Annotated in this window: 28 protein-coding genes; 15 read left to right on the top strand and 13 right to left on the bottom strand. The window is 55.6% G+C overall.

The genetic code is table 11. The annotated features are described in order from the left end of the window. Positions 1–20 precede the first annotated feature (20 nt). The gene (locus M2418_RS10510) at positions 21–650 is read right to left on the bottom strand and encodes a hypothetical protein (protein WP_259146366.1); all 630 of its coding nucleotides are present in this window, start codon (positions 648–650) and stop codon (positions 21–23) included. Positions 651–922: 272 nt separating this feature from the next. Between M2418_RS10510 and M2418_RS10515 the strand changes: the two genes are divergently transcribed. Continuing rightward, the gene (locus M2418_RS10515; RefSeq protein WP_259146368.1) at positions 923–1303 is read left to right on the top strand and encodes a PAS domain-containing protein; all 381 of its coding nucleotides are present in this window, start codon (positions 923–925) and stop codon (positions 1301–1303) included. Positions 1304–1380: 77 nt separating this feature from the next. Here the strand turns inward: M2418_RS10515 and M2418_RS10520 are convergent, their stop codons facing one another. The 6 genes from M2418_RS10520 to M2418_RS10545 form a co-directional block, all read right to left on the bottom strand. Beyond that, a complete protein-coding gene (locus M2418_RS10520; protein ID WP_250982444.1) occupies positions 1381–1572 on the bottom strand; it encodes a hypothetical protein in 192 nt (63 codons plus the stop codon). Positions 1573–2087: 515 nt separating this feature from the next. Beyond that, positions 2088–2528, bottom strand: a complete 441-nt coding sequence (locus M2418_RS10525) for a hypothetical protein (protein ID WP_259146369.1) — start codon at positions 2526–2528, stop codon at positions 2088–2090. A 135-nt stretch (positions 2529–2663) separates the two neighbouring features. Further along, positions 2664–3764: an acyltransferase gene (locus tag M2418_RS10530; protein ID WP_259146371.1), complete on the bottom strand. Its 1101-nt coding sequence runs from the start codon at positions 3762–3764 to the stop codon at positions 2664–2666. Next, positions 3751–4785: an SGNH/GDSL hydrolase family protein gene (locus M2418_RS10535; protein ID WP_259146372.1), complete on the bottom strand. Its 1035-nt coding sequence runs from the start codon at positions 4783–4785 to the stop codon at positions 3751–3753. Before M2418_RS10535 ends, M2418_RS10530 begins: the two co-directional genes overlap by 14 nt. A 426-nt stretch (positions 4786–5211) precedes the next feature. Further along, positions 5212–5895, bottom strand: a complete 684-nt coding sequence (locus M2418_RS10540) for an outer membrane protein (protein ID WP_259146374.1) — start codon at positions 5893–5895, stop codon at positions 5212–5214. A gap of 286 nt (positions 5896–6181) precedes the next feature. Further along, entirely contained in the window at positions 6182–6571 is a 390-nt protein-coding gene (locus M2418_RS10545) for a hypothetical protein (protein WP_259146375.1), read from the bottom strand. 237 nt (positions 6572–6808) lie between these two features. On the opposite strand from M2418_RS10545, the gene M2418_RS10550 reads away from it, so the two are divergent. Beyond that, positions 6809–7000, top strand: coding sequence for a hypothetical protein (locus tag M2418_RS10550; protein ID WP_250982450.1), 192 nt, complete (start codon positions 6809–6811; stop codon positions 6998–7000). A gap of 78 nt (positions 7001–7078) precedes the next feature. Then, positions 7079–7456, top strand: coding sequence for a hypothetical protein (locus M2418_RS10555; protein ID WP_259146377.1), 378 nt, complete (start codon positions 7079–7081; stop codon positions 7454–7456). Between the two features lie 207 nt (positions 7457–7663). Here M2418_RS10555 and M2418_RS10560 read toward each other — a convergent pair whose 3' ends face one another. After that, positions 7664–8047: a VOC family protein gene (locus M2418_RS10560; protein ID WP_259146379.1), complete on the bottom strand. Its 384-nt coding sequence runs from the start codon at positions 8045–8047 to the stop codon at positions 7664–7666. Positions 8048–9063: 1016 nt separating this feature from the next. On the opposite strand from M2418_RS10560, the gene M2418_RS10565 reads away from it, so the two are divergent. Together M2418_RS10565 and M2418_RS10570 are read left to right on the top strand one after the other, a co-directional pair. Then, entirely contained in the window at positions 9064–9456 is a 393-nt protein-coding gene (locus M2418_RS10565; RefSeq protein WP_259146381.1) for a glyoxalase superfamily protein, read from the top strand. A gap of 160 nt (positions 9457–9616) precedes the next feature. Then, the gene (locus tag M2418_RS10570) at positions 9617–10732 is read left to right on the top strand and encodes a metallophosphoesterase (RefSeq protein WP_405049411.1); all 1116 of its coding nucleotides are present in this window, start codon (positions 9617–9619) and stop codon (positions 10730–10732) included. Positions 10733–10786: 54 nt separating this feature from the next. On the opposite strand, the gene M2418_RS10575 is transcribed toward M2418_RS10570, so the two are convergent. After that, positions 10787–11707, bottom strand: a complete 921-nt coding sequence (locus tag M2418_RS10575) for a LysR family transcriptional regulator (protein ID WP_259146382.1) — start codon at positions 11705–11707, stop codon at positions 10787–10789. A 156-nt stretch (positions 11708–11863) separates the two neighbouring features. Between M2418_RS10575 and M2418_RS10580 the strand changes: the two genes are divergently transcribed. The 7 genes from M2418_RS10580 (at position 11864) to M2418_RS10610 (ending at position 18698) form a co-directional block, all read left to right on the top strand. Continuing rightward, the gene (locus M2418_RS10580; protein WP_259146383.1) at positions 11864–13030 is read left to right on the top strand and encodes an MFS transporter; all 1167 of its coding nucleotides are present in this window, start codon (positions 11864–11866) and stop codon (positions 13028–13030) included. Between the two features lie 101 nt (positions 13031–13131). Next, positions 13132–13671: a DUF4269 domain-containing protein gene (locus M2418_RS10585; protein ID WP_259146384.1), complete on the top strand. Its 540-nt coding sequence runs from the start codon at positions 13132–13134 to the stop codon at positions 13669–13671. Positions 13672–13978: 307 nt separating this feature from the next. Continuing rightward, entirely contained in the window at positions 13979–14731 is a 753-nt protein-coding gene (locus tag M2418_RS10590) for a flagellin (protein WP_259146385.1), read from the top strand. Positions 14732–14904: 173 nt separating this feature from the next. After that, on the top strand, positions 14905–15318 hold the full coding sequence (locus tag M2418_RS10595) for a DUF1801 domain-containing protein (RefSeq protein ID WP_259146386.1): 414 nt from the start codon (positions 14905–14907) through the stop codon (positions 15316–15318). A 275-nt stretch (positions 15319–15593) separates the two neighbouring features. Beyond that, the gene (locus M2418_RS10600; RefSeq protein ID WP_259146388.1) at positions 15594–17036 is read left to right on the top strand and encodes a PLP-dependent aminotransferase family protein; all 1443 of its coding nucleotides are present in this window, start codon (positions 15594–15596) and stop codon (positions 17034–17036) included. A 123-nt stretch (positions 17037–17159) separates the two neighbouring features. Continuing rightward, positions 17160–17792 carry a LysE family translocator gene (locus tag M2418_RS10605; protein ID WP_250982460.1) on the top strand — a complete coding sequence of 211 codons (633 nt, stop codon included), beginning with the start codon at positions 17160–17162 and terminating at the stop codon, positions 17790–17792. Between the two features lie 12 nt (positions 17793–17804). After that, positions 17805–18698, top strand: a complete 894-nt coding sequence (locus tag M2418_RS10610; RefSeq protein WP_250982461.1) for a dihydrodipicolinate synthase family protein — start codon at positions 17805–17807, stop codon at positions 18696–18698. A gap of 450 nt (positions 18699–19148) precedes the next feature. Here M2418_RS10610 and M2418_RS10615 read toward each other — a convergent pair whose 3' ends face one another. From M2418_RS10615 to M2418_RS10630, 4 genes are all read right to left on the bottom strand, one after another. Next, complete coding sequence (locus tag M2418_RS10615) at positions 19149–19583, bottom strand: hypothetical protein (RefSeq protein WP_259146389.1); 435 nt, start codon at positions 19581–19583, stop codon at positions 19149–19151. A 53-nt stretch (positions 19584–19636) separates the two neighbouring features. Beyond that, positions 19637–20086, bottom strand: coding sequence for a hypothetical protein (locus M2418_RS10620; RefSeq protein WP_192491389.1), 450 nt, complete (start codon positions 20084–20086; stop codon positions 19637–19639). A 371-nt stretch (positions 20087–20457) separates the two neighbouring features. After that, positions 20458–20901, bottom strand: coding sequence for a hypothetical protein (locus M2418_RS10625; protein WP_259146391.1), 444 nt, complete (start codon positions 20899–20901; stop codon positions 20458–20460). A gap of 661 nt (positions 20902–21562) precedes the next feature. Next, on the bottom strand, positions 21563–22456 hold the full coding sequence (locus M2418_RS10630; RefSeq protein WP_259146393.1) for a LysR family transcriptional regulator: 894 nt from the start codon (positions 22454–22456) through the stop codon (positions 21563–21565). A 125-nt stretch (positions 22457–22581) separates the two neighbouring features. Here M2418_RS10630 and M2418_RS10635 point away from each other — a divergent pair, with 125 nt between their 5' ends. Genes M2418_RS10635 through M2418_RS10645 form a run of 3 tightly spaced genes read left to right on the top strand, consistent with a single transcriptional unit; the run spans position 22582 to position 25374 of the window. Continuing rightward, entirely contained in the window at positions 22582–23769 is a 1188-nt protein-coding gene (locus tag M2418_RS10635) for an MFS transporter (protein ID WP_259146395.1), read from the top strand. Beyond that, positions 23766–24245, top strand: a complete 480-nt coding sequence (locus tag M2418_RS10640) for a cyclophilin-like fold protein (RefSeq protein ID WP_259146396.1) — start codon at positions 23766–23768, stop codon at positions 24243–24245. Before M2418_RS10635 ends, M2418_RS10640 begins: the two co-directional genes overlap by 4 nt. A 43-nt stretch (positions 24246–24288) precedes the next feature. Beyond that, positions 24289–25374, top strand: a complete 1086-nt coding sequence (locus M2418_RS10645; protein ID WP_259146397.1) for an alpha/beta hydrolase — start codon at positions 24289–24291, stop codon at positions 25372–25374. The last annotated feature ends 333 nt before the right edge of the window (positions 25375–25707 follow it).

Here is a 25707-nt window from a genome sequence, read left to right on the forward strand (position 1 = left end):
GACGTATTCCACCTCACGCCTTATTGCGTCGACGGTTTGCATTGCCCCTGCAGGTTTTCGCAGGCCAGCACATTGTTGATGGTTCTGGCACCGGTTTCGCCCGGACGCAGATGGATGGCCTGGCGCGACGGATGCCGCCTGCCCTGACTATCAACCCCGGTCATTTCCAGCTGGCACTGCGTGGCAACGCTGCAATTGTTTTCAGCGCGAATACCACAGGACGGATTACCAAAGCTGTCACGTTCCTGCACCTTTGAAAAAGCAACACATTGGCCAACCTCTGCGGTGCTCTGTGAGGAACCTTGTCCCGCCTTGGCTTTGGCAGCGACCTGTCTTTTATGTTCAGCATCAACCGCATCGGAACAACTATCTATTAGACCGGAGCCTGCATTGATCAGGCCCTTGCAGTATGCAGCATCACCGTATCGAGGTCCGCCCGGACCGCAGAGGCGATAGAGGTTATCTTTATCTGCCTTGTATCGTCTGCACTCCGGCGTGGACTGCGCGTAAGGATGGTTGAAAAGGATGTCTTGAAGCTGGTCGAAGCTCATGCCGCCTTCAGGCCATATCTGCGCGACTGATATGTTGGGCGTAGTGACAACAGTTAAAAACGCGATTGCGCACAGGCGGGCCAGCAGGCTGAACATCATCTCTCCATCATTTCCAGGGAACTCGAGGGGTCACCAAGCCAGTTTTTACGAGACCTGGGCCTGATGTAATCACCCAGATTGGGTAACAGAGAGCGGTTTAGTTTCGCCAGATGGGCAAAGCCACGCGGCAAACGCCCTGCGCCTGGTTTTGTTTGGCGCGGAGGTAAAGCTGTTTAAAACCCCACCTTGAATTACATTATTCCACACTCATAAAGCGAAGAACAATGTAAGAGTTAAATTCCTGATTCCATGACAAATGTTCCGGGGGTTGTGTGGGAGAGAGTGAAGGCGTCGAAGGTGGGGTCGGTTACTTCATGTGGAGTATCACCGAAAACAGGCTCATCATGGATGAGGTAACATCTGGGTATCATGGGTTTTCAGCCGAAGTGGGTGCGCAGGGCGTAACAATCGAGGATATTCTCGAACGCATCGACATTGAAATGCGAGACCGGGTAGCCAGCGCCATCATGGACAGCATCACCGAAAAGGCGCTGTTTGACCAGCGTTACAAGGTCATCCGCCCCGACGGAACGACCCGAATCATCGCCGCCCGCGCACGGCCGATCTTCGATGCGGATGACGCGCCGTTTCTGGGCTTGGGCGCCGTACATGAGGTCACCTTCAAGCGGCCAAGGTTGTTGGGCGGGACCTAAAAGCGCAGATACAACACCACAGCATTGACGGCGAAAACAGCCAGCGGCTGGTTGGCCAGCTGCGACGTTGTGACCGGTCATTGCCATAACAGTCCCCTCGCCTCGAAAACATCGGTCAACTGGCCGAGAATATCAGCCTCACTGCGGTGACCGAAACGCGCGTGCAAGGTCACAGCCACGGCCCGTATATCCACAAAGTGCAGCCGGTTTGCATCCGCCTTGTCGGCGTGCTTGTGGATGGCGTCCATCAACCGTCGGTCATCACACATCCTGTTTTTCCCACGACTGTCCATTCCAAAGAGGCATGCGCCAAGGACAAAAGCCTGCGCCACCATCGGTCATCGAAGTGACCGGGATCATCGAGATGATCTGGCGACGCCGGGTTGCCCGCCATTAGTGGCCACCGTAAAGCGTTTGTGGATGCCTTTCGCCAGAGCGAAATCGTGACAGGACAAGCAAGCGGCGAGACTTGATATCGAGGAACCGTGCACGCTTTTGCGCTGCGTCCGCTATTTTACTGTGTATGTCGGGAATGGAAGTGCACGAGGTTTTCACGTTGCGCGCTCCTGTTCAGCAGGCAAGAGCACGTAACAACCCTCAGTCATCAGCGCCCACATTTTCGGTTGCTGACGATGTGGCAGGGTAAGCGCCACCCGTGGGTATGTCCACTCACTGATTTCTTTATTTTCAGCAGCGCCTGCGCGGCCCACACACTGCGGCAATGAAAAGCAGAGCGCATGGACGCGGCTGGCCTTGCGAAACACCAACGTTCACGCTTTGCACGCTATTCGACGGTTAGCGTGTATGCGCAGTCATCTTTGGCGTTCAGAGCAGACCGGGTCGGGTAGAACGCCAACTTGACTGGCTCCCCCGCAATTCCGGCAATCGGCACAGTGATGGGAAACCTTGCAAACTTCCTGTAGCTGACCAGACGGGTGTTCTGCAGTTCAACGGCGCAGGTTCCGTTTTCTGCTTCAAGCTTGATTTTGAGCGCTCTCGAGGTTGTCGGCGTAATAATGAATGTGCTTGACTGCCCGTTGCTGGTTTCGCCCGAAACCGTCTCCACACCACCGTCAGAAATGCTGATTTCCCTATTGGCTTCGCGCGCCATGGCGGGCGAAAATTGCAAATAGACGATCGCCAGAATGAGGCTTTTGCGCATAAAACTCTCCAAAAAAGCCAACTGCACATAGATGATGTGCAATAGCCAGCCAATTTGGTTCACGTTTGCTTTAGCGCGTACGACTGCTCCATCGCTCTCTTATCGTCAAAACCTCTATCATTCGCACAAACAAAAAAAGCCCGGGACGTGCCCGGGCTTTTGTTTTTCACTTACAGTTTCGTGTCATTCGACCGGTAGCTAAACCAACGCGGAAGGAGTCTCGCTTTGGAGACTGGTACGGTTGGTGAATCCCTTAAATCGTCCAAGCAAGATGTCTTGTGCAGGTTTCTCGATCCATCGGAAAACATAGATTGAAACGATAACAGTTAGCGCAGTCGTTGCGGCCAGTACGAGTGTCAGCAGTTCGAAACTCAAATGTTTGCCGAGTAGTTTTACAGGGAACTGCAGGGTATATGGATGGATGAGGTAAAGTGAGTAAGACGCATCACCCAATAGAACAAAGAACATTAGCGTGTTGCTTTTTTCCACTCGGACCACAAGGAATGCAAGAACTATAGTCGCCGCGAAGATGGCGGACGTGATTACGCCTGGCCCAGCCCACTTAGTACTCAATGTGTGCAATACAGGTGCCGCGACGAGCAACAAAACCGCAACCACGTTCGAGCCGGCTTTGAGGCGCGAGGAACTCATGTAGGCGTTGTAAATGAGCATCCCTATGACAAACTCGACCAGTATCGGGTTTGTGTAGAACCGCCAGGGCGCGGAGCCTTCTGGCCAAATTCGTCCGATGAGCACGAGCGTCAGTATAATGCCGGAAGCAAACCATGATGCATTGCGGCCTGCCAGCAAGCAGATTCCAAAAACAAGATAGAAAAACATCTCATAGCAAAGTGTCCACCCGAGAAATAAGATCGGCTGAATCATGCCGTTTGATTTCTCAAAAGGAATAAAAAGGAATGATTTTATGACAGACTCAGCATCTATGACGGTGGAATTGAGAAGGCCTTTCCAAAACAGGGCGATTACGATCAGCCCCAAAGTCAGCAGCCAGTAAAGCGGCACAACGCGAGCTATCCTACGACGGAAAAAGTAGATCGGGCCGCGGGCTGGATTGGCAGAGTAGCAAATGATAAATCCGCTCAGGACGAAGAAGATATCGACCCCGGCGGCACCTATACCAAAATAGTTGGTGCTGAGATTGTATTCTACCGTCAAGCCACTTCCGAAGTGGAAGAGCACGACAGCAAATGCCGCCACAAATCGTAAGACCTGTAATGAGTACAGTTGAGGCCGAGCCTGCGGCGGTGTTTGAAGTTCGTTCATATCAATTGGCCGCATCTCGTTTCCAGTTCAAATCGTGCTCTAATGTTTTGGTAAGTGTTGCAGCAAGACGTGCGTGCGTTTCCGCATTGGGATGCCAGTTGCAACCAAACCCTTTTGCTTTCGTGCGGAGGGCAAGAAACCTGATTTTACCGTCACCCCGTTGGTGTCGTAGCTTAACGGCGGCTTCAATTGCGGCGCTGGCTTCGCTAAACTGACTGTCGGTCAGCATCGGACCCAAGGCAGCGTAGATCATCGCATCAGGGCTTTGGTCGCGAATTACAGCCATGAACGCAGCATATGCGTTGACAAAATTGTCTGGTTTAGTCTTTTCCGAAAAATCATTCGTCCCCAAGTTGACGATAACGACATCAAAGACCCGTCCCTTGGGGACGGCCTGCTGGAATACAAACGGCATTGTCGTGACATCAGAAGGGAACTTTGGCGACACACGAATGCCAGATGTCGCTATGGTCGTAATGTCTGCGCCGACACTTCTGGCTACGACAGCTGGGTAGGTCAGATATTGGTTTTGAGTATCCGCCGAAAACTTGCAGGATTGATCGCTGCCTTCAATACCGTATCCGGCTGAGATCGAGTCTCCGATGGCGAGTATCTGCCTGTTTCTTTTTTTTCCCGGGAGGAGCGTACCGTCCGTTTTGATTGATGACAGTGTGGTCGGACCAAACATTTTTTCGGTTCTACGGATAAGCCTCAACGTATGCTGCTGCCCGCCACCATCCGCGACAAATTGGTAGGTCTTCTTGCCGCGCGCAAGCTGCAACTTGCTCAATTTTCCATCATTCTCAACTACGAGGCTGTTCTTTCCCGAATCCTCAAGAGTGACTGACACAGCCTTTCCAGTGAATATGATTTCAAAGCCACTTCCAGGCCATTCTAATGATTGGGTCTTCTCATTTACCAACCCTAACCAGAGAGAAGGCGTGTCAATGGCAAAGGCGGACAGTGTCGGCGAAACTGCAGAAACAAACGCCGCCATCGACGCAATGGAAAGAAATCTCCCCAGAAATCGGATCATTTTACTTGTCACTGGTGGCTTCTTTCGAAAATATTCATTTTGTCGACTACCCTGCGCAAGAAGGGGGCAACAAGAAATAGATTTATGGATATTTCAAAACATTAGAAATTTTTGGAGTATTTCAAATCGGTGTATATATCAGCCACAAAACAATAATGTAATTGGTTGCATTGGGAACGGATACACCGCTCGCGTGAAAACTACAAGTAACCGCCGTAGTTATCGACTAGCATGGCGGCATTTATACAAGCCAAATTTTACTCAGCTTTGCGACATAATTGTGAGGGGTGTTTGAATTTGCGAAGGAGCTGGAATATACACCCACTCTAACCCTCCGCGCCACCATCTGATGGCCATACATCACGCAGCCACAACACAAAAAAGCCCGGGACGTGCCCGGGCTTTTTGTTATTCCGTGTGGAGTTATCAGAACTTGATACCGAGACCAATTCGAATGGCGTGCTGGTCTAGGTCGGAATTGACTGTGCCACCGCCAAGACCGCCGAAGGTGAAGTCCTTGTCACCGAAATTGGTGTAGCGATATTCAACGCGGCCGAAGACATTGTCGGTAAAGGCGTAATCGACACCAGCGCCAACAGTGAAGCCGTTGAAAGTTTCTTTCTGCTCGGCAACGAAGCCCGGCACCTCGGCAAAACCACGGCCGATTGCCCAACCGGCAGTGCCGTAAATCAAGGCGCGGTCAACGGCGTAACCGACCCGGCCACGAACAGAACCCTGCCAATCAAGGCCGTAATTGATGGAAGGTCCACCAAAACCAAGGGCCAGGGAGTCGTCGCCCCAGTTCTTTTCGAAATCACCTTCGATACCGAGAACCCAGTTATTGTCCATCTGGTGGTTATAACCGACGAAACCGCCGAGGATGCCGCCGTCAAAATCCGCTGCAAAAGCCGGGAACGGCGCACCTGCGCCAAAATCGAGGTCATGGTTGTTCCAGCCGTAACCGCCCTGCACACCGACCGTGAAACCAGTCCAGTTGAAGCCAGGCAGCTCAACAGCCACCGGTGCTGCAGGTACTTCGTAAACAGCGTCTGCAGCCATTGCGGAGGATGCTGCAAGAATGAATGCGGCGCTCAGTGCTAGTTTCTTCATGATACTAAACCCTCTCCAAAATTTCATGAGGGTCATATTACACCCATCCGAAATATAAGATGTAACTAAAAGATCACACACTTAAACATTGCATCAATACGAGGCATCTGCGGAAATTACGCTTAAAAAAGTGTCACCAAAAACGCTGCACACCGGATGTGATGCCAATGGCTCTCGTTCGCGGGTCGGTTTGGCCCAAAAAATTGCAAACGCCACCACCCCGGTTTGTATGCCGGGGTGGCGGGTGTCGGTAATGGATTGAAGGTCGCGGGCTGTTCGCTGGCGGTTAGTGCTTGCGCAGCAGCGCGCTGTTTTGGGCCGGTTTGCCGTTGTTGCCGATGCCGGAGGCGCTGATCTTGGCCTTGCCTTCACCTTGCATTGTCATGGTGCCTTTCCAGCCATTGTTGTCATCCAGCTTGACGCTGTTGCCGGATACGGAACCGGTGACCTTGGGACGCGGGAAACCGTTATTGGTCCAGAAGGTGACCTTGCCGTGGGAGATCTTCACGGTGGTTTTTCTGCCGCCGCCGCTGCTGGTGCCGCTCCATGTGCCATCCCAGGCGTTGGCCTTGGCGGTTTTGGCCTGTGTTGCCTTGGTTTGCGCAAAGGCCGGCGTGGTAGACATCAGTGCAAGCGATGCCACTGACAGAACAAGTGTGGTGATGAATTTACGCATAGGAAGCCCCCTTTTCATGCGAGGCCAACGCTAACAGATGGCGGGCGCGGCCAAATCCCCCTTATGGGTGAGCCGGCGCTGGTTGGCGGCCAGAAAATAGAAAATTTCGGTGTGTTTGGAGGCCCACACCACTGCGTGGCTGCTGACTAGGGCGTTTTATTTACCGAAAACACCGGGAACAATAAGCCGCCTTGACAGGTTCACGGCACAGATGACCAGCAACAGGCAGGAAATGTTATGAATACCGACCTTATGGCGATGTCCGCCCCGATCAAATTTGACGACGTGGATTATCTGACTGATCTGATGCTGCAATGGAGCCAGAAGCACGGGCGATCAATGGATGACCTTATGGGCCAACGCCACACAATCCTGTCTCGGTTCCGGGCTGGAGAGCGGCGGGCGGAGCGGCTTTTCTCTGACATGTGACGATGACAGGTGCTTAAGCGCGAATTTACTGGCTATTGGCGGTGATATCTGCGCAGTGTGGATTTTCTGGAGAACTCCATGCGTCGAATCATCCTGTTTGCGGCCCTTTCCCTGCATACTCTGACTGCCGACGCACGAGAGGCTGCAACGGAAGTTGTGGTTAGCGGCGGCGCAGCACAAATCTTCAAAAGCACCGTCACTGGCAGTGATGCCAAATCCTTTCTCATCACGTCGGATGCCGCCAGAGCCGTGACGCTGAAATTTGCTGCCAATAACAGTATTTGCGGCGTTGAAGTACAGACCACCGGCCAGCACGACTACGCCAAATATGCGCAGTTTCCGATAACAGTGCCGTTAGCCACCATGATCAACAATTCCTATAAGGTATCGTTTTTCCTGACGCGATCCGCCTGGATCGGCAAACAGCAATGCGAGTTTACCCTCTCTGTTCAGTGAGCGCCCCCGCTCTTTGCGCCCTGCCCTTTGGGCTCACGGCGCGATGGGAAGACAGGCGAGCTATGCCAAGGCCTGATTTGAAAAGCGGCATCCGTAAGCAGGATTTGCAGTCTTAAAAAAGTGCTGGCGGCAGCCGGGACTGCCGCCAGCATTCGCCAAGGAAATTGCAACGTTTCCGGAGGTGGCGAAGGTAAAAGGTTGCGGCCGTTATTCGGTAATTTCCACCGGCGTGCCATCCGGCGTGATGATCACGGCCTCGTAAAATCCATCGCCGGTCAAACGCGGACCAGACATCAGGCAGCCATCTTCCACGCAGCGGCGGGCCAGTGCATCAACGGCGGTGCGGTTGCCAAGCGAAATGGCAATGTGGTCCCAGCCAAGATGATCATGGTCCAGACGGCCACGCAGCCAGGGGCCAGTCATCAGCTCAATCTGGTCGCCACTGTCAGGCAGTTTCAGAAAACGCGACACAAACCCTTCGCGGCGCTTGCTGTGATAGGCATCACCCACCTCTGCACCAAAATAGCGTTGCCAGAAGGCAGCGGCGGCATCGAGGTCACGGGTCCAGAGTGCGGTATGGGCAATGCGCATGATGAGATTTCAGCCTTTCAGAACAAGGAATTGCACCCGCATTGCTGTGGGATGACACGATGAATCGTTCGCAAACGTGAATTAACATGCACAAATATGCACATCAATGCACGATGTTTTACCAATCATGCAGGAATGTGAAGGTGTCTTTGTGTGGTGACAGATGAAAATGCAATTGAGTTCGCGCGGCAGGTCTGGTCATTCGACGCGCAGCAGCAAGCGCCGACTGCAAGTGCAAGTGCAAGTGCAAGTGCGGGAAAACCGGCGCAATCTTATATGGCAAGTCTGTTCCGTCTGCTGAAATAACGCCCTGCCCCTGGTCTTTATCAGGTTCCATAAGGGCGACTGCGTCAGGGCAAAGCCTGTTGCCGCTTCACTCGATAGGCTTCAATCCATTCCTGCAGCTTTTTCTCTCTGGCCTCGGCCGGGCGGAAATTTCCGCACTTCATCTCTAGGGCGATAGAGTACAGTGTGAAACACCACGGGCTTACCGCCAGAAGCCATGCCAAGGCAGGTAAACTCATAACGGCCACAACAACCCCTTCGCTGACCCCGCCATTGATCAAAAGGCGCATAATGAGAACAAATGGGACGCCGGCTAGCATGTACCAGAGCATCATAACGAACATAAGCGGAGCAGGTCTGAGCTGCTTTGGCCAGTCCCGACTGCTGCGAAGTGCCCAGAGTTCACTTCTATGCCGGTAATAATTGACGGTTCGCCAAAGCCTACCAAACATCCAGTGCGCGCCTCATGACAGGTAATTCCGAGCGTTCTACCTGCCACCAAACAACTGATCTGCATAGCCTTCTCGACTGCGAATTTTCACGTCAGGTCACAGGTCAAGCACAGCAAAAGCGCGGCCACCACGACCAAAACACGTAAGGCCAGAACATTTAGAGTTTTACGGGGGTACAGGGCCAGTATGGATCATGCTCTTGTTTCCAGCGAAGGTCATCTCGCATTCATCTTCAGATGAGCTATGCTGACCGCAAGCGAATGACACGGGGAAATGTTGATGCCTGAAAACTTGTTCAAACCCGCTGTGCCGATCCTGTTCGTGCGTGATGTCTCGGCAAGCAGCCGCTTCTACCGCGACAGCTTGGGTTTTGTGGTGGATTTTCTCTATGGCACACCACCATTTTACGGTTCGGTTTCACGCGGCCAGGCCTGCCTGCACCTGCGCCATGTCGGTGCACCAAACTTTGCGGCGCTGGCGGCAACAGAACCATCCCTGATCCTGGCGACGATTGAAGTCACTGATGTGCATGGCCTGTATGAAGAGTTTCAGGCTCAAGCCGTCGACGTGGCGCAAATGCCGACCCGGCAGGAATGGGGCGGCACGGATCTGCATATCAGAGACCCCGATGGCAACGTCATTTCCTTTGCCACCTACACGCAACAACAGTGATCGAGCCACCCCACTGATCGACAGCACGACACGCCAGTCATAAAAATTTGATGTGACCGGCAAGCCCAAACGCCCTATCCGGCTAACGAGCCAATTTGAGAATCCATAACCTGCTTCCACTCGGAAGTTGTTTTTTCAGGATGATGTCCTTTTGTTCCAAGTGTTTGATCTGTTTAAACTGGCACTTTGCCTTTACGTTATTGTCAGAACCATCATGCCGCTGCCGACCTCGCGGTTGGTCAAGATTATCGTCGCTGTGGCGCTGGTGGTTATTTCCCAGCATCACCTGATTACCCGCATTACCACCGGCAACATGTTTTCGCCCGAGGTGCCGCGTGCGGTGATGATATCAGTCAATATCGGCTTCGTGTTCATCGTGCTGGCGGCAATGATGCAACTGCTTAGCGACATCATCTCCGTGCTGATCGCTTTGGTGAAACGTCGGCAGGTGCGTGTTTCGCTGACGCCACGTGCCATCATCATTGCACTCTCGCTGGGGCTTTCCAGCTACGGCGTGTCGCAGGCGCTGCGCGTGCCTTCGCTGAAAGAAGTGACGCTGGAGATTAAGGGCCTGCCGCAGCAGTTTGACGGTTACCGCCTTGTGCAGCTGACCGACCTGCATTTGAGCCGGCTGTTTCAACGGGAATGGGCCGAGGCAACCGTGACCGCCGCCAATGCCATTGGGGCCGACCTTATTGTGATCACCGGCGATCTGATTGACGGCACGATCGAGGCGCGCAAAAACGATGTGCCGCCGCTCGGCGACCTGCGCGCGCCTGACGGTGTGTGGGTTATTCCCGGCAATCATGAATATTATTTCGGTCGTCCGGAATGGATGGCGCAGTTCAAGGCGCTGGGCATGCAGGTGCTGGAAAACCAGCACACGCTGATTGAGCGCGATGGGGCCAGCCTGACACTGGCTGGCGTCACCGACCGCAGCGCCGTGCCATTTGGCCAGGAAGGGCCAGACCTGCAAAAGGCCCTGGCCGGTTCGCCACCTGACAATGTCGTCGTGCTGTTGGACCACCAGCCGCGCATGGCGCAGAATGCAGCCGATCTGGGTGTGGACGTGCAGCTGTCTGGCCACACGCATGGTGGCATGATCTGGGGTTTTGACCGCATCGTTGCCATGTTCAACAACGGCTTTGTCTCCGGCCGTTATCAGGTGGGTGACATGCAACTTTACGTCAACAATGGCACGGCGCTGTGGATCGGGTTTGCGGTGCGGCTGGGCGTTCCATCTGAACTGACGGTCATCACGTTCAAATCCGTCTGACGCGATTTCGTTGATCTAAACTCAAAAAACGGCGTCTTCTCAGGCGCCGTTTTGTTATCTCGACGTCTGCGTGGCATCATCCAGAAAGGTGCGAAGCCTTGGGGTCATGAAATCCAGAAAGGCGCGCACGCGGTGTGGCAGGCGTTCACCACCCATGAACAGCGCGTGCAGGTCTTCGGTGTCACCGTCCACCTCGTGTTGCAGAATTTCCACCAGCGCGCCGGAGCGCAGCTCATCCCGGATGTGATATTCACCGAGCTGTGCAATACCCATGCCCATGACAGTCATGCGCCGCACGGATTCGCCGTTGTTGCCGAGCAGAATGGCGCCCGGCGAATAATCCCAGATGCGGCGGCTGGTGCGCGGTGCGGAAATCTGTTTCGAGCGGCGAAAATTAAAACCAAGGCAGCGGTGGTTTTTCAGGTCCTGCAGGTTTTGCGGCACGCCATGCTCCCTGAGATAGGCCGGTGATGCCACCACCCGGCGCTGCGCGGTGCCAAGCTTGGCAGAGGTAAGCGAGGAGTCCCCCAGATTGCCGATGCGAAAGGCGACATCGGTCCGGTCGAGATAGAGATCGACAATCTCGTCCGACAAGGACAGGTCGACCACGATATTGGGGTACAGCGCCCAGAACTGCGGCAGCAGCGGCTCTACCGCCACGGTGGCAAACCCGACCGAGGAGGTCACGCGCACCACGCCGCCACTGGCGGCTGCGCCGCGTGACACGTCACGTTCAATATCATCCAGTTCTGCCAGCAGGCCTTGGCTGCGCTCATAATAACGCCTGCCCTCTGCCGTCAGCGACAGGCGGCGGGTCGACCGTTCCAGCAACCGCACGCCCAGCCGTTCTTCCAGACGGCCAATCAGTTTGGATATATTGGATGGGGTGATGTTCAGCTGGCGGGCGGCCTCGGAGAAATTTCCGGTTTCCACCACCCGCACAAATACATCCATCTCGCCAGCGCGGTTATCCATAGTCATGTCCATTTGTGAATATGGTTCATAGATGTGATGCCGCGAAACCGCGTTGTCAAGCGCGGTGTATCACCCTATTTTTCCTGTCATATTTGGCTTTCAAAAACGCTTCGCCTCCTCCCAAGCGGCGATAAATACCTTGATCGAGGAATGATGATGGAAAAGACCGGACCTAACTGGCCGTTGCTTGCCTTGGCCGTGGGCGCCTTTGGCATTGGCGTTACCGAATTTGCGCCCATGGGGATGTTGCCCGTTATTGCTGATGGTGTTGATGTGTCCATCCCGTCGGCCGGGCTGCTGGTCAGCGCCTATGCCGTGGGGGTCATGGTGGGTGCGCCCTTCATGACGCTGCTGTTTTCGCGTTTTGGCAAACGCACGGCGCTGATTGCGCTGATGAGCATTTTCACCCTTGGCAATGTGCTCTCGGCCTTTGCGCCAGATTACTGGACCTTGCTGATTGCCCGCGTGGTAACCAGCCTCAACCATGGTGCATTTTTCGGGCTTGGTGCCGTGGTGGCGGCAAGCCTTGTGCGGCCGGAAAAACAGGCAACCGCGGTTGCCACCATGTTCATGGGCCTGACCATTGCCAATATTGGTGGTGTGCCAGTGGCAACCTGGATTGGCCAGCAGATTGGCTGGCGTGAGGCCTTTGGCGCAACGGCGCTGCTGGGTATAATCACCATGGGCGGTCTGGCGCTTGCGCTGCCGAAAAGTGCTGCCGGCAAACGCCCTGACGTGCGCCGTGAACTGCAGGTGATGATGCGGCCTGACGTGCTGTTGCCGCTGTTCACCACCGTTCTCGGTGCCAGCGCCATGTTTGTGCTTTACACCTATGTCGCGCCAATCCTGCAAAACCAGACCGGCGCATCGGAAGGGTTCATTACCATTGCGCTGGTGCTGATTGGGGTTGGTTTCACCATTGGCAATTATGTCGGCGGTCGTGCCGCTGATTGGTCGCTGACCGGTGCCGCCTCGATGTTTCTGGCGCTGCTGTCGCTGATGATGTTCCTGTCGCCCCTGCTGCTGGGCACGCATATTGGCGCGGCGATTACGCTGGTCATCTGGGGCATGGCAGCCTTTGCCATTGTGCCACCATTGCAGATGCGGGTGATGCAGGCGGCGTCTGAAGCGCCGGGGCTTGCCTCCTCCATCAATATCGGTGCGTTCAACCTTGGCAATGCCATTGGTGCGGGTATTGGCGGCATGGTGATCAATGCCGGGGTTGATTACGCCTATGTGCCGGTGGCCGGTGGTGTGGCGGCCCTTGCCGCACTGGCGCTGGTGCAGATCAGCCGCCGCCTTCCGCAAGCGCAGGCCTGCTGATAAGACAGGTTGAATGAAGATAAGACACCGCGCCGGACACTGTCTTTTACAGTCCGGCGCGGTGTTTTTACGTCAACAGGTCAACAATACTGGAACCCACCATGAACCGGCCGCACTACAGCCATGCCATTCAACGGTTGGGCATTCTGGAGGATCTTATCGCTTACGATCCGCATGTGGCTGGCACACCGCCGCTTGGTGTGAACACCGACACCAGCGACATCGATATATTGTGCTGCGCGCCTGACGCAGACGTGTTTCTTGACACTATAGTGTCTCTCTACAGCAACCACGCGGGTTTCAGCTGTTGGCAATGGGTATCCGGTGAGCGGCCATTGATTGCCAATTTTCACGCGGAAGGCTGGGAATTTGAAATCTATGCCAGCCCGCAGCCAGTAAAACAGCAGGCAGGATGGCGACACTTTACCATTGAACAGCGGTTGCTTGCTTTGGGCGGCGAGACTTTCAAAGCAAAGATCATGTCACTGCGCAGTGAAGGCTATAAAACCGAACCGGCTTTCTGGGCTGCACTTGGCTTTGCTTCACATACCCATGGCAATGCCTATTCGGGCATGCTGGAACTGTGTAACGACACAGATGAAGCTCTTGTCGATAGGCTTAAACAAGCAGGCTTTGTTTAAACGCGGCATATTTTCTTAAACGCCACACGCTGCGCAACTCTATTTTTGCACCTTTTGTTGCGATTTGTATCGTTTTGCTACGGTCCAACATGGCTGATGTGCCATTTAGACTCGTTCTGCCGCATTTTTTACGTCCAAAACTTAAGAAAAACGTCTTCGCTTAAAATTGTAGTGAATTACTACAACTCATTTCAACTGATGGTGGGCATATTGCCCTCAACAGCACGCAAATGACGAGCGTGGACTACCGGGCATGAAGCCACTTTCTAAACCTTATACTTCATCAATTCTTTTTAGAGAGAACAACATGCCTAGCATTTCTTCGAACTTCGCTGCCCTGAACACGCAGGCCAATCTTCAGCGCAGCAACGCCAGCATTGCCAACTCGCTGTCGCGCTTGTCTTCAAACCTGCGTGTCAACACATCGCAACAAGCCCCAGTCCTGCCGCCAAAGGCCGACAATTCCGCAGCAACTGCAGTGCAGGAAGCCGTTAGCAAGACGCAGACCGAGGAAGCCAAGCTCGGCAACGCGAACGAGATTTTGAACAGAATGACCACGCTGGTTCAGACGGCTGCCGGCAACAACACATCCGCTACCGACCGCGATGCAATCAACAAGGAACTTTCCGACCTCAAGGGTGAGTTGAAGAACCTTTCTGGTAGCACCAGCAGCGACGCATTGTCCAAGTCCTATGACGGCGGAAATGGCGCCTCCTACGGCCTGGTGGGTGCCGCCGGTTCGCGTGACATCAGTATTTCTGCATCGACAACGGCCGACGACTATGCCGGCATGCTGACAGCGCTCGGCAACGCTCAGGACGGTGTTTCAGCAGCCCGCGCCAGCAACGGTGCCGCGCTTTCAGCAGCAACGCAAAACTACACAGACAGCGTGGCAAGTTCTGCCAAAAGCTCAGGCCTTGCTGTGCGTGACGTTGCGCCACTTGACCGCAGTGAACTGTTGGCGTTCGCCACTTCGGCTTCGGAAGCGATGTCTGCAGCCAGACTTTCGATGGGCAATTCCAGCATCGCCCTCATTCAGGCAGCACTTCTGCGCGGCTAACACCAGCGACAGATAAAACATGAGAATGCGTGAGCGACCCTCACGCATTTTTTTGCGTTTTTGGCTCATCATTGTTGTTCAGGTGTGGCAGACTTGCAGTGAGAGACTTGTGGCGGGAGACTGGCTGCGGCAAGCCACTTTCATGTCTGGCGACAGTCGCAAAGGATTGTGCAGTGAGCGACAAACCACCCGTGCTGCTTTCCGGCGGCAATCCGCAAATCGAAAAAGGTGACGGTGATGCACCGGTGCAGGCCTACATAAGTGCCATGCCCGGCTGGAAACAGGGCGTCGGGCAAAAGCTCGATGCGATCATTACGTCAGTGGTGCCCAATGTTGCCAAAAAGGTGCGCTGGAACTCCCCCTTTTATGGCATCGGCGACGGCACGTCCTTCCTGTCGTTTCATTGCATGACCCGCTATATCAAGGTGGCGTTTTTTAAGGGTACAGAGCTGACGCCTGTGCCCGACCATACCTCCAAACAGGCCAACGTGCGTTATCTCCACATTGATGAGCCGGGCGTGTTTGACGAGGCGTTGTTTACCGATTGGGTGAAACAGGCGAGTGTCTTGCCGGGCGAGACGATTTGAGGGTGCATGTTTTTGGGCCCCTTAAAGTAGATACAGCCGCCCCAAGCTCCCTCATTCCCGCGCTTGTTGCGGGAATCCAGCGGAGCGCGTCTGCGCGACAAAAGTGTCCCGACAGCCCAAAGACTTGGGCTGGTCTGGATTCCTGTAACAGGTACAGGAATGAGGGCTGGGTGTTGAACCGTCGGAGCTAACAATAACCGGTGCAATGCACCTACGTCCCCCCTTGACACCACCCCCAAACTGGCTCTCATTTCAATTCCGTTTTCACATATAAGGTGGGCCAGTTGGTGCAGGGGAACAACAAGGTGGGCACGGCGCGGGGCATTTATCTTGGCCTGCGCCAGCAGATTGCCAGCGGCGTTTATGCGCCAGGCAGCAGCCTGCCATCCAGCCGGGCGCTGGCGGAAGAGCTGGGCGTTTCGCGCACCACCGTGACCACCGCATTCGAGCAGCTGATATCAGAGGGCTATGTGCTGGTGCGCCAGGGCGCACGGCCGGTGGTCAACGACAACATGGCCAGCGATGATGGTGAGGTACCCCACAAGGCCAGCACCACGACACCGGGGCTTTCCGCCTATTCCGAGCGCACCATGGCACTGCCGCAAAGCCACCTGCCCGCCCGGCCCGGCCTGCGTTATGACTTTCGTTATGGCGATGTTTCGCCTGACGATTTTCCCAAACTGGCGTGGCGCAAGGCGCTGACATCGGCCGTTTTGACCCGCCGCGAACGGCTGGGTTACGGCGACCCTGCCGGCAGCGAAGCGCTGCGGCAGGCCTTGCAGGGCTATCTGTGGCGGGCGCGCGGCATAAATTGCGATTACAGGCAGATTGTTGTCGTCAATGGCTCGCAACAGGCGCTGGATCTGTGTGCCCGGGCGCTGGTGAACCCCGGCGACCGGGTTGTGGTGGAAGACCCCTGTTACGCCATGGCGCGCAATGTGTTCACAACCATCGGCGCGGAGCCATTGCCGGTGGCCTGTGATGGTGACGGCATAGACACCACACGACTGCCGCAACCCGGCCAACACCGGCTGGCCTTTGTGACACCCAGCCACCAGTTTCCACTGGGAGGCGTGTTGTCTGCCGGGCGGCGGCGCGAGCTTGTCGACTGGGCGGAAAGTGGCAACGCCTATATTCTCGAAGATGATTATGACGGCGAGTACCGTTATGACGTGCGGCCGATTGCGCCGCTGTATCTTTCTGGCCGTGGCCGGGTGATCTATATTGGCACCGTGTCCAAAACCCTGTCGCCCACCCTGCGGCTTGGTTACATGGTGCTGCCGCCGGGCCTTGCGGAACCGTTTACCCGCATAAAACAGCTGGTCGATCGACAAGCGCCGACCTTTGAGCAGGACGCGCTGGCGGCGCTGATTGAAAGCGGTGCCTATGAACGGCATGTGCGCAAGATGCGGCGGCTGAATGGCGAGAGGCGCCAAGCGTTTCTCGATATCATGCACGAGGTGTTTGGCGCGCGGGTGGAGATTGTCGGCACCTCGGCCGGCCTGCATGTGGTGGTGTGGTTCAATGGCTTGAAATCCAGTGATGAGGCAAGGCTGGCAGAGGCCGCTTTGCTGGCCGGCATTGGCATTTATCCGGTGTCGCGGCTTTACAGCGCCGCCTCTGAGCGGCGGGCCGGGTTTGTGTTCGGTTATGCCACCATGCCGGTGCAGAACATTCCGGACGGTGTGCGGCTGCTGGGCCGCGTGCTGGCCGCTTAGGCTTTTAAAAACCGGCAGCCAACTGGACTGGTATTTTTATCGAAAACTGGCGCTTCTGGTCTGCCAGCCATCTGTTTATTGCTGCTTCAAACAAAGCCTGCACCCTGATTTCGGAACGCATCCATGCCCGTTGATATCAACCAGCTTCTGATTGTTTTTACCGCCTATATCATTGCCGCTGGCAGCCCCGGCCCCAGCAATATGCGCATTATGGGCGTGGCAATGAATGATGGCCGCAAGGCGGGCCTGGCCATTGCATCCGGCGTGGTCAGCGGCTCGATTTTCTGGGGGCTGATGGCAGCATCAGGAGTTTCGGCGATTTTAAAAACCTATCCCGGCGCCATTGTTGGCCTGCAGATTTTTGGCGGGCTTTACCTGCTGTTTCTGGCCTTCAAGGCGGCACGCGCTGCGGCTGCGCCAGACCGGCCGGTGTCGCTGGACAGTGACCGGGTGGTGCCCTCCATGGGCGCGCTTTACCGGCGCGGCCTGATGATGCACCTGATGAACCCGAAATCCATTCTGGCGTGGATTGCACTGATGACGCTTGGTCTGGGGTCGCAGGCCTCGACCACGGGTGTGGTGATTATTCTGGCCGGCTGCGCGGTGCTCAGCGTGACGATTTTCTGCGGTTACGCCATCGTGTTTTCCACCGGGCCGATGGTGCGGCTGTACCGCCGCGCCCGCCGCTGGATTGAAGGGGTGCTGGCGCTATCCTTCGGGCTTGCCGGTTTGAAACTTCTCCTGTCACGCATTTGAAAGCCAACTCCCATGTCGCTTTTTGAAGGCCTTTCGGCATTTCCCATCACGCCCACAGATGCAGCTGGCCGGGTGGACACAGACGCGCTGGCGCGCATTCTGACCCGCATTCGTGACGCCAAGGTGCACTCGATTGGCCTGCTTGGCAGCACCGGCGGCTATGCCTTTTTAAGCCGCGAAGAACGCCGCCGGGCGGTGGACTGTGCCATGGACACCGTGGGCGACGACATTCCCGTGATTGTCGGGGTTGGCGCGTTGCGCACCGATGAGGCGCAGGCCTTGGCGCGCGATGCCGGGGCGGCCGGTGCACACGGCTTGTTGCTGGCGCCGGTGTCCTACACGCCGCTGCGCGATGAGGAAGTCTACGCGCATTTTGTAGCAATGGCTGAGGCCGGCCAGTTGCCCATGGCCATCTACAACAATCCCGGCACCACACGTTTTACCTTTTCACGGGCGCTGATTGCGCGCCTGGCAGAACTGCCCAACATCGTTGCCGTGAAAATGCCCCTGCCCGATGGCGATGATTTCGCCGGTGAACTGGCGGCCATCAGGGCCGCCACGCCTCCATCCTTCAAGGTGGGATATAGCGGCGACTGGGGCTGCGCCGCCGCGCTTTTGGCCGGTGGCGACAGCTGGTATTCGGTTATTGCCGGGTTGCTACCGGTGGAAACACTGGCCCTGGCGCAGGCATCACTGGATGGTGATAGCGTAAAGGCCGGTCAGCTCAATGCCGCCTTTGCACCGCTCTGGGCGCTGTTCAAGGAGTTTGGCAGTTTTCGGGTGATGTTTGTGATTGCCGAACTTTTAGGCCTTGGCAGATTTGCCCCGCCACTGCCGATCCTGCCGCTGGATGACGATGCGCGGTTGCTGGTGAAGGCCGCGTTGGAGAGTGCGCAGGCACAGTAAGTTCTTACTCAGAAGGCTAGAGGGGAATTTGTGGGACCGTCAGTGTCAAACAATAGTCGTTATAGAGGTAATGACCCCTCACCTGAAAAATCTATGACTTAGCTAAAGCTAAGACCATGATTTTTCTTCCTCTCCCACAGGGGTAGAGGTAAAGGCGCCAAGCCTCACCGTTTCATTTCATCAGCAACGTTTAAGACGTGCCCGAGGGTGCTGATTTGCTCGATGCGTGCAGCGCCCACCCATCTCTCCCCTTGTGGGAGAGAAAGCGATTTCAACATCTTGGGACGAACGTGCCAAGTGTTAGAAATCGCAAGTGAGGGGTGAATTCTTTGCCTCAGCGCTACGCGCATTGGGCAACCCCAACCACCCTCAGCAAGCACGAGGCTTGAGGGCTGGGTGGAGCAACGTCAACGTCAAATCATCAGTTGTTGGAAATGAACCGAGGCGGCATTAGACCCCATCATCCCGACGCGAGAATGCCGTCCAGTCAACTACCCATGCAACAACATTGATGGTCAAGGCGCTGACTGCAAGCACACCATACCGGCTTGGGTCCGCCTGTTTGATGTGGACAGTAATCGCAAGGCCAGACAGGATAATGGTCGAGACAACAGTGGTTGTCAGACTTTCCACAGCAGTCGGCGGCTCGGAGCAGGTTTTGAGATTACAAACCCGCATGATCAGCCGCGCCATGCCAATGGCCGACCTCTTGGCAATGAAAAAATACAGCCTGCGGCGGTACTTTATCAAGAAGATGCCATCGCCGCAGAACATCACGACGAGAAAAATCTCGAAAGCTCCGCTATGGCCCTGCCAAATCCTGAAAACAGAAACCAAGGCGACGACAAAAATAACTGGCAAAAGCGTGCGGTCATACACTGGCATTTACAAAAAGCCCGACGTCACAAAAAGGGGTTCATCCGATATCTGTCGTGCCATCACGATGTTTCATCCGGCCAGTTCGGGTTTGGCTTGCCGACCAGCCACACCGTGACGACGCAGGCGACCCATGCCACTGCGAGGAACGCGAAAACGCCGGACTTCGCCTCCAGGAAATAAGCAATCAGCGCGACCAGAGACAGGACGATACTTCCGACAACGGTTTCGCTAATGCGTTCACGTCGCGTCAGGGCTCTGGTGCGTGGCTTGAGATTAAACGTCCTGATCACAAATTTGAGAACTGGTGTCAGGGCTTTTTGCAACAAAACATCTTGCGGCATGAGTTTACCTGTCGCCGTATGTTTGATCTTGTAAACAAAGGCGAAACCAATGGGGATGATAGCCAAGACGGCAACAGGAAAACCCAAGGCCGCCATCATGATAATGATTGCCAAAACGGCGAAGAAAAAGAACGCGTAAGACAGCACGCGGCGCAGCCATGATGGCATATGGAAAACCAACCTCACTCAACCGAAGATAGATTTTCAACCTAACGCCAGGACCCGCCATCGGTCTACAATTTGCAGAAATTGTAGTTTACGACAGGTTGCAGCGAAAAAGCGTATTAGCCGTTCTGGACAAGCTCCAGATGAGCGTTGTTGCCCATCAAAATTATACAAATAAGGAAAAGCGCAATAAATACAGAGGCGGCAAAACCCGCATAGACCTTAGGTGACATTGTAACATACCCCTACAACCAAGGATAGGTTTCAGAATTAACGCAAAGCGTGCAATTGGTCTAGTCCCCAAGCAAACTTTAATTTACGGGAGGTTGTATTGCTGTGTAATTCTCACCAGACTTGTCGTGCGTGATTGGCCGCTACCACGCGGATTGTTGCAGGCAGTTCCAATCCGCCACCCAGGCGACATAGTTGACAGCCAAAACCAGCATGCCAACGACAACATACCAGTTCAGGTCCGCGTGCCAGAAATACAGCGACGCGGTAAAACCGGACAATACAATGGTTGAAACGGCCGTGGTTTTCAGTCTTTGCCTTGCTGTGGGCGGTTCGGAAGTTGGCCCAGCGTTGAAGGCCCGCATGATCAACCGCGCGGTGGCCAGCCCGCAATAGCGCGTAAACAACGCCGAAATTGCAGGCCCATTGTTCTTGTGACGCCAATATTGGTAGGAGCAAATTATGAACAAGGGAAAGGCCAGCCGTTGTTTGTTGTAAGAGTCCAGCCGGAACACAATGACAGTCAGCAATAGGACCCATGCGTAGTAGAAAGCGAAGGAAAACAGGCGGCGTGGCGGATAAGACATCTGAAAACCCCACTCAGCCAGTCTAGTCTGTGGACATAGCTGTAATACATGATTCAATAACTCATATATTATCTACCATGGGTGGAAATCACAATCCAAAAAGGTTGTACGGGTGACATTTTGCGGTTGCGATGATGTCGTTAGATCCCAGGGAAAAGCCGTGGGATGACAGTGCGTTTGGGGCGAGGCACAGCAGAACCCCTCACCTGAAAAATCTATCACTTAGCAAGCTAAGATGATGATTTTTCTTCCTCTCCCACAAGGGTAGAGGTAGGGGTGCTGGTGGCGACGCCCCACCCTTGAGGTTATCGTATTTGGCTCGGTGGGTGCTCCGAACTCCCTCACCCCTGTGCTCGTCACAGGGGTCCAGGCCCAGCCCAAGTCCTTGGGATGAAAAGACTCTTCTCGCCGCGCAGACGCGCGTCGACTGGATGCCTGTGACATCCCTCGGGTCAAGCCCGAGGACGAGGCATGAAGGGTTGGCTGAAGTGGCCCTCAACGGCAAACAATGCTCCAACCATTTTCTCTGCGTCATCCTCGCCGCGGTAGTGAGGATCTAACCACGCCAGCCAGACAGGTTGCTGACGTGGGGACGTGGTTAGATCCCAGGGACAAGCCCTGGGATGACGTGGAGTGGGTGGAGCGGTCTGACGACCAGCCCTCACCCACGCTGGCGCAGTGCATCCACGACAACGGCCAGCGCCGGCGACATCTGCCGACGGCTGGGATAATAGAGATGGTAACCGGTAAATGGCGGGCTCCAGTCTGTGAGCACGCTGACCAGACGCCCGGCGGCAATATGGTCCGCAACCAGATTTTCCGGGACATAGGCGATGCCGTAACCTTGCAGCGTGGCGTCAATCATCGCCACTGATGAATTGAAGGTCAGCTGCCCTTCCACCCGCACCCGCAGTTCACGGCCATCCTGTTCAAACTCCCAGGCGTAAAGACCACCCCATGTCGCCTGCCGGTGATTGATGCAGCTGTGGCCCACAAGGTCTTTGGGTGTTTCCGGCGCGGCATGGCGGGCAAAATAATCCGGGGATGCCACGGCAATCAGCCGCCAGTCCGGGCTGATGCGAACGGCGATCATGTCCTTGTCGACACTTTCGCCCAACCGAACCCCCGCATCAAACCGTTCCTCGACAATGTTGCGCATGCCGTTGTCGCTATAAAGCTCGACCCGCACGTCAGGATATTTTTTCAGGACTTTGGAAAGTTTGGGCCAGACGGTGGTTTGCAATGCGTGGTCCGAAAGGGTCAGACGCACGGTGCCAGACGGCTTTTCCCGAAACGCCACCAGGTTCGCCAGATCGGCTTCGAGGCCTTCAAACCGTGGCCCAATCGATAACAACAGACGCTCGCCCGCTTCTGTTGTGGCCACATTGCGGGTCGTTCTGGTCAGCAGGCGCACCCCAAGCCGCGTCTCAAGCTGCTTGATGGTGTGGCTGAGCGTGGATTGTGACGTGCCGAGCGTGGCGGCGGCCTTGGTGAAGCTCTGCTCTCTGGCAACCTCAACAAACCACAGCAGATCCTTCATGTCTTCGCGCAACATTGCCGGCCTCAATTCATATTGAATTTCGATAAGTCCATGCGGATTAGCATGGATTGTTCGAAAAGTCCTGCGCCAATATCTTTGTGTCACTGGAAGAGAGCGGATTGGGCTGAGGACAACATCTGATGACACTGACCTATCATGAAGACATTGAAGGCAGACGCGCCGCCTGGAGTGCCGTGCTTTCCATGACGCTGTGCGTGTTCGTGCTGATTGCATCAGAGTTCATGCCGGTCAGTCTGCTGACGCCCATTGCCGTTGATCTTGGCGTATCGGAAGGCACGACCGGTCAGGCCATATCGGTGTCCGGCATCTTTGCCGTTCTGACCAGCCTGTTCATAGCCTCCCTCACCCGCAGGCTTGACCGGCGTGTTGTGGTGCTGGGCCTGACGGGGTTGCTGATTATATCAGGCATTATCGTGACCATTGCGCCATCCTTTACCCTGTTGATGGTTGGGCGCGCACTGCTTGGTGTGTCGATCGGTGGTTTCTGGGCCATGTCGACAGCCATTGTCATGCGGCTGGTTTCTGCCCGCGAGGTGCCAAAGGCGCTGGCGCTGCTGAATGCGGGCAACGCCATTGCCGCCACCATTTCCGCGCCTCTTGGCAGCCTTCTCGGTGCCTATATCGGCTGGCGCGGCGCGTTCTTTCTGGTGGTGCCGATTGGTCTGCTTGCCCTGTTGTGGCAGTGGGTGCGGTTGCCTGCCCTTGCACCCCGCACTGACCGCCAGTCGCACAATGTTTTCAGGCTGTTGTTGCGTGTGCCCGTTGCCACCGGCATGGCAGCCATACTGCTGCTGTTTATGGGCCAGTTTACGCTGTTTACCTATCTGCGGCCGTTTCTGGAGCAGGTCACGCAGGTCAGAATTGAAACGCTATCGCTGTTCCTGCTGGTCATGGGCCTGTCGGGTGCGGCCGGAACGTGGATGATTGGCCGGCTTTTGCAACGCCGCCTGTTCAGCATTCTCGCCACCATTCCTCTGCTGATGGCCTGCATTGCCGGGCTGATGATTGCCGTTGGAGAACGGCCGGTTGCGGTCTTTGCCTGCCTTGTTGGCTGGGGTTTTCTAAGCACTGCAGCGCCTGTCGGCTGGGGTACCTGGCTAAGCCGCACACTGGCCGATGATGCAGAGGCAGGCGGCGGCCTGCAGGTGGCGGTCATTCAGTTGGCGATCACCGCCGGGGCATCGCTTGGCGGATTGGTGTTCGATGCCCTTGGATGGCGCTCGACATTTTCGATGAGTGCCCTGCTGCTGTGCGGCTCTTCGCTGTTGGCATTGGCCGCGTGGCGGGTGACACGGAGGCCAGCATGACCGCACGCATTTCTCAAACCCAAAGACGGGCGCTGCTGGCCACTATTCTTGCCGCTTCCACTTTCCCCTGTCGCGCATTCAGCCAGCGCAGCCCCGGCAACGAGACCAACAAGCAGGAGCAGCTGGGCATGAGGATAAAGCTGAGTTTTGCAAACCGCACCATGACGGCAACGCTGCATGACAATGCCTCGGCGCGCGACTTTGCATCCATGCTGCCGCTTGACCTGAAGATCAGTGATTTTGGCGGCAATGAAAAGATTGCCTATTTGCCGCGCAAGCTGACGACAGAAGGTCATGGCCCCTTCGACAACGAACAGCCGTTTGACCTTTGTTATTACATGCCGTGGGGCAATCTTGCGATGTTCCACGGTGCCTACAAACATCCGGGCCTGATCCGCCTTGGCCGTTTTGATGATGGTTTCGAGGCACTTCTTGTGCCCGGCGAATTTGCGCTGCGCATTGAGCGCATCGGTTAAATCCAACCCCTTTTGCCCCCTTCCACGACACAGGAGACTTGCCATGAGCAACCACAAACAACCCACCGATGGCCACAATACCAGCCGCCGAAACCTGATGAAGGTCACCGCGCTGACTGCGGCAACCATGAGCCTGTTGCCGATGGCGGCGGGCGTGACACCGGCGCTGGCGCAGGACAATGCATGGGACAAGGTGTTTCCCAAAAGCGAAAATGTGGACCACCAGAAGGTGTCGTTCAAAAACCGCTACGGCATAACACTGGCCGGTGACTTGTACCTGCCAAAGAACCGCGCAAGCGCACCTTTGGCTGCTCTGGTCATCAGCGGGCCGTTTGGCGCGGTCAAGGAACAGTCGTCAGGCCTTTATGCCCAGACCATGGCAGAACGCGGTTTTGCAGCGCTGGCCTTTGACCCGTCCTACACTGGTGAAAGCGGTGGGGAGCCGCGCAACATCGCCTCGCCCGATATCAACACTGAAGATTTCAGTGCGGCGGTGGATTACATCGGCCTGCAATCTTTCGTAGACCGCGAGCGCATTGGCGTTATCGGCATTTGCGGCTGGGGTGGCATGGCGCTGAATGCAGTTGCTGCAGACAAGCGCGTCAAGGCCGTGGTGGCCAGCACCATGTATGACATGACCCGCGTCATGTCCAAGGGCTACAATGACAGCGTCACGCTGGAACAGCGCACCCAGACACTGGAGCAACTGGGCCAGCAGCGCTGGTTGGATGCACAAAACGGCACCCCGGCCTACCAGCCGGCCTATAACGCCGAAATCACGGCAGATTCGCCGCAGTTCATGATCGATTACCATGATTATTACAGCACACCGCGTGGGTATCACGCCCGTGCGGTCAACTCTGGCAACGCATGGTCGCGCACCACGCCGCTGTCGTTCATGAATATGCCGATCTTGACCTATATTGCCGAGATTTCTCCGCGCCCGGTGATGCTGGTGCATGGCGAAAACGCCCATTCGCGTTACTTCAGCGAGACGGCTTTTGCCGCCGCCGCCGAACCGAAGGAACTGGTGATCGTGCCGGATGCCAACCACACGGATCTCTATGACCGGATGGACAAGATTCCGTTTGACCGGATTGCCGATTTCTTCGGCCAGCATCTGGCGTGACTATGCGGTGACATGGTTGGGTTAGCGGCACAGCGAGTGACGCCATAACCTCGCTCATTCCCGCGCTTGTTGCGGGAATCTAGTCATCCCCAGTCTTGGGGATGAAAAGACTCTTCACGCCGCGCAGACGCGCGTCGGCTGGATGCCTGTGACAAGCACAAGGCATGAGGAGAGTTTGTTGGATCGCCAGTGTCAATCAATTGACTGCGTGCAAATACACAGAACCCCTCACCTGAAAAATCTATCACTTAGCAAGTTAAGGTGATGATTTTTCGTCCTCTCCCACAAGGGTAGAGGTTGGGGTGCAAGCATTACCGTTCCACCCCACGCTTT

It is taken from the genome of Rhizobium sp. BIGb0125 (assembly GCF_024810055.1).
Taxonomy (GTDB): domain Bacteria; phylum Pseudomonadota; class Alphaproteobacteria; order Rhizobiales; family Rhizobiaceae; genus Agrobacterium.

Excerpts from the sequence above, each read along its gene's own strand:
- M2418_RS10510 (WP_259146366.1), bottom strand. The coding sequence starts at position 650 with ATGATGTTCAGCCTGCTGGCCCGCCTGTGCGCAATCGCGTTTTTAACT.
- M2418_RS10520 (WP_250982444.1), bottom strand. The coding sequence starts at position 1,572 with ATGTGTGATGACCGACGGTTGATGGACGCCATCCACAAGCACGCCGAC.
- M2418_RS10530 (WP_259146371.1), bottom strand. The coding sequence starts at position 3,764 with ATGCGGCCAATTGATATGAACGAACTTCAAACACCGCCGCAGGCTCGG.
- M2418_RS10535 (WP_259146372.1), bottom strand. The coding sequence starts at position 4,785 with ATGATCCGATTTCTGGGGAGATTTCTTTCCATTGCGTCGATGGCGGCG.
- M2418_RS10540 (WP_259146374.1), bottom strand. The coding sequence starts at position 5,895 with ATGAAGAAACTAGCACTGAGCGCCGCATTCATTCTTGCAGCATCCTCC.
- M2418_RS10545 (WP_259146375.1), bottom strand. The coding sequence starts at position 6,571 with ATGCGTAAATTCATCACCACACTTGTTCTGTCAGTGGCATCGCTTGCA.
- M2418_RS10550 (WP_250982450.1), top strand. The coding sequence starts at position 6,809 with ATGAATACCGACCTTATGGCGATGTCCGCCCCGATCAAATTTGACGAC.
- M2418_RS10555 (WP_259146377.1), top strand. The coding sequence starts at position 7,079 with ATGCGTCGAATCATCCTGTTTGCGGCCCTTTCCCTGCATACTCTGACT.
- M2418_RS10560 (WP_259146379.1), bottom strand. The coding sequence starts at position 8,047 with ATGCGCATTGCCCATACCGCACTCTGGACCCGTGACCTCGATGCCGCC.
- M2418_RS10565 (WP_259146381.1), top strand. The coding sequence starts at position 9,064 with ATGCCTGAAAACTTGTTCAAACCCGCTGTGCCGATCCTGTTCGTGCGT.
- M2418_RS10575 (WP_259146382.1), bottom strand. The coding sequence starts at position 11,707 with ATGGATAACCGCGCTGGCGAGATGGATGTATTTGTGCGGGTGGTGGAA.
- M2418_RS10580 (WP_259146383.1), top strand. The coding sequence starts at position 11,864 with ATGGAAAAGACCGGACCTAACTGGCCGTTGCTTGCCTTGGCCGTGGGC.
- M2418_RS10585 (WP_259146384.1), top strand. The coding sequence starts at position 13,132 with ATGAACCGGCCGCACTACAGCCATGCCATTCAACGGTTGGGCATTCTG.
- M2418_RS10590 (WP_259146385.1), top strand. The coding sequence starts at position 13,979 with ATGCCTAGCATTTCTTCGAACTTCGCTGCCCTGAACACGCAGGCCAAT.
- M2418_RS10605 (WP_250982460.1), top strand. The coding sequence starts at position 17,160 with ATGCCCGTTGATATCAACCAGCTTCTGATTGTTTTTACCGCCTATATC.
- M2418_RS10610 (WP_250982461.1), top strand. The coding sequence starts at position 17,805 with ATGTCGCTTTTTGAAGGCCTTTCGGCATTTCCCATCACGCCCACAGAT.
- M2418_RS10615 (WP_259146389.1), bottom strand. The coding sequence starts at position 19,583 with ATGCCAGTGTATGACCGCACGCTTTTGCCAGTTATTTTTGTCGTCGCC.
- M2418_RS10620 (WP_192491389.1), bottom strand. The coding sequence starts at position 20,086 with ATGCCATCATGGCTGCGCCGCGTGCTGTCTTACGCGTTCTTTTTCTTC.
- M2418_RS10625 (WP_259146391.1), bottom strand. The coding sequence starts at position 20,901 with ATGTCTTATCCGCCACGCCGCCTGTTTTCCTTCGCTTTCTACTACGCA.
- M2418_RS10630 (WP_259146393.1), bottom strand. The coding sequence starts at position 22,456 with ATGTTGCGCGAAGACATGAAGGATCTGCTGTGGTTTGTTGAGGTTGCC.
- M2418_RS10635 (WP_259146395.1), top strand. The coding sequence starts at position 22,582 with ATGACACTGACCTATCATGAAGACATTGAAGGCAGACGCGCCGCCTGG.
- M2418_RS10640 (WP_259146396.1), top strand. The coding sequence starts at position 23,766 with ATGACCGCACGCATTTCTCAAACCCAAAGACGGGCGCTGCTGGCCACT.
- M2418_RS10645 (WP_259146397.1), top strand. The coding sequence starts at position 24,289 with ATGAGCAACCACAAACAACCCACCGATGGCCACAATACCAGCCGCCGA.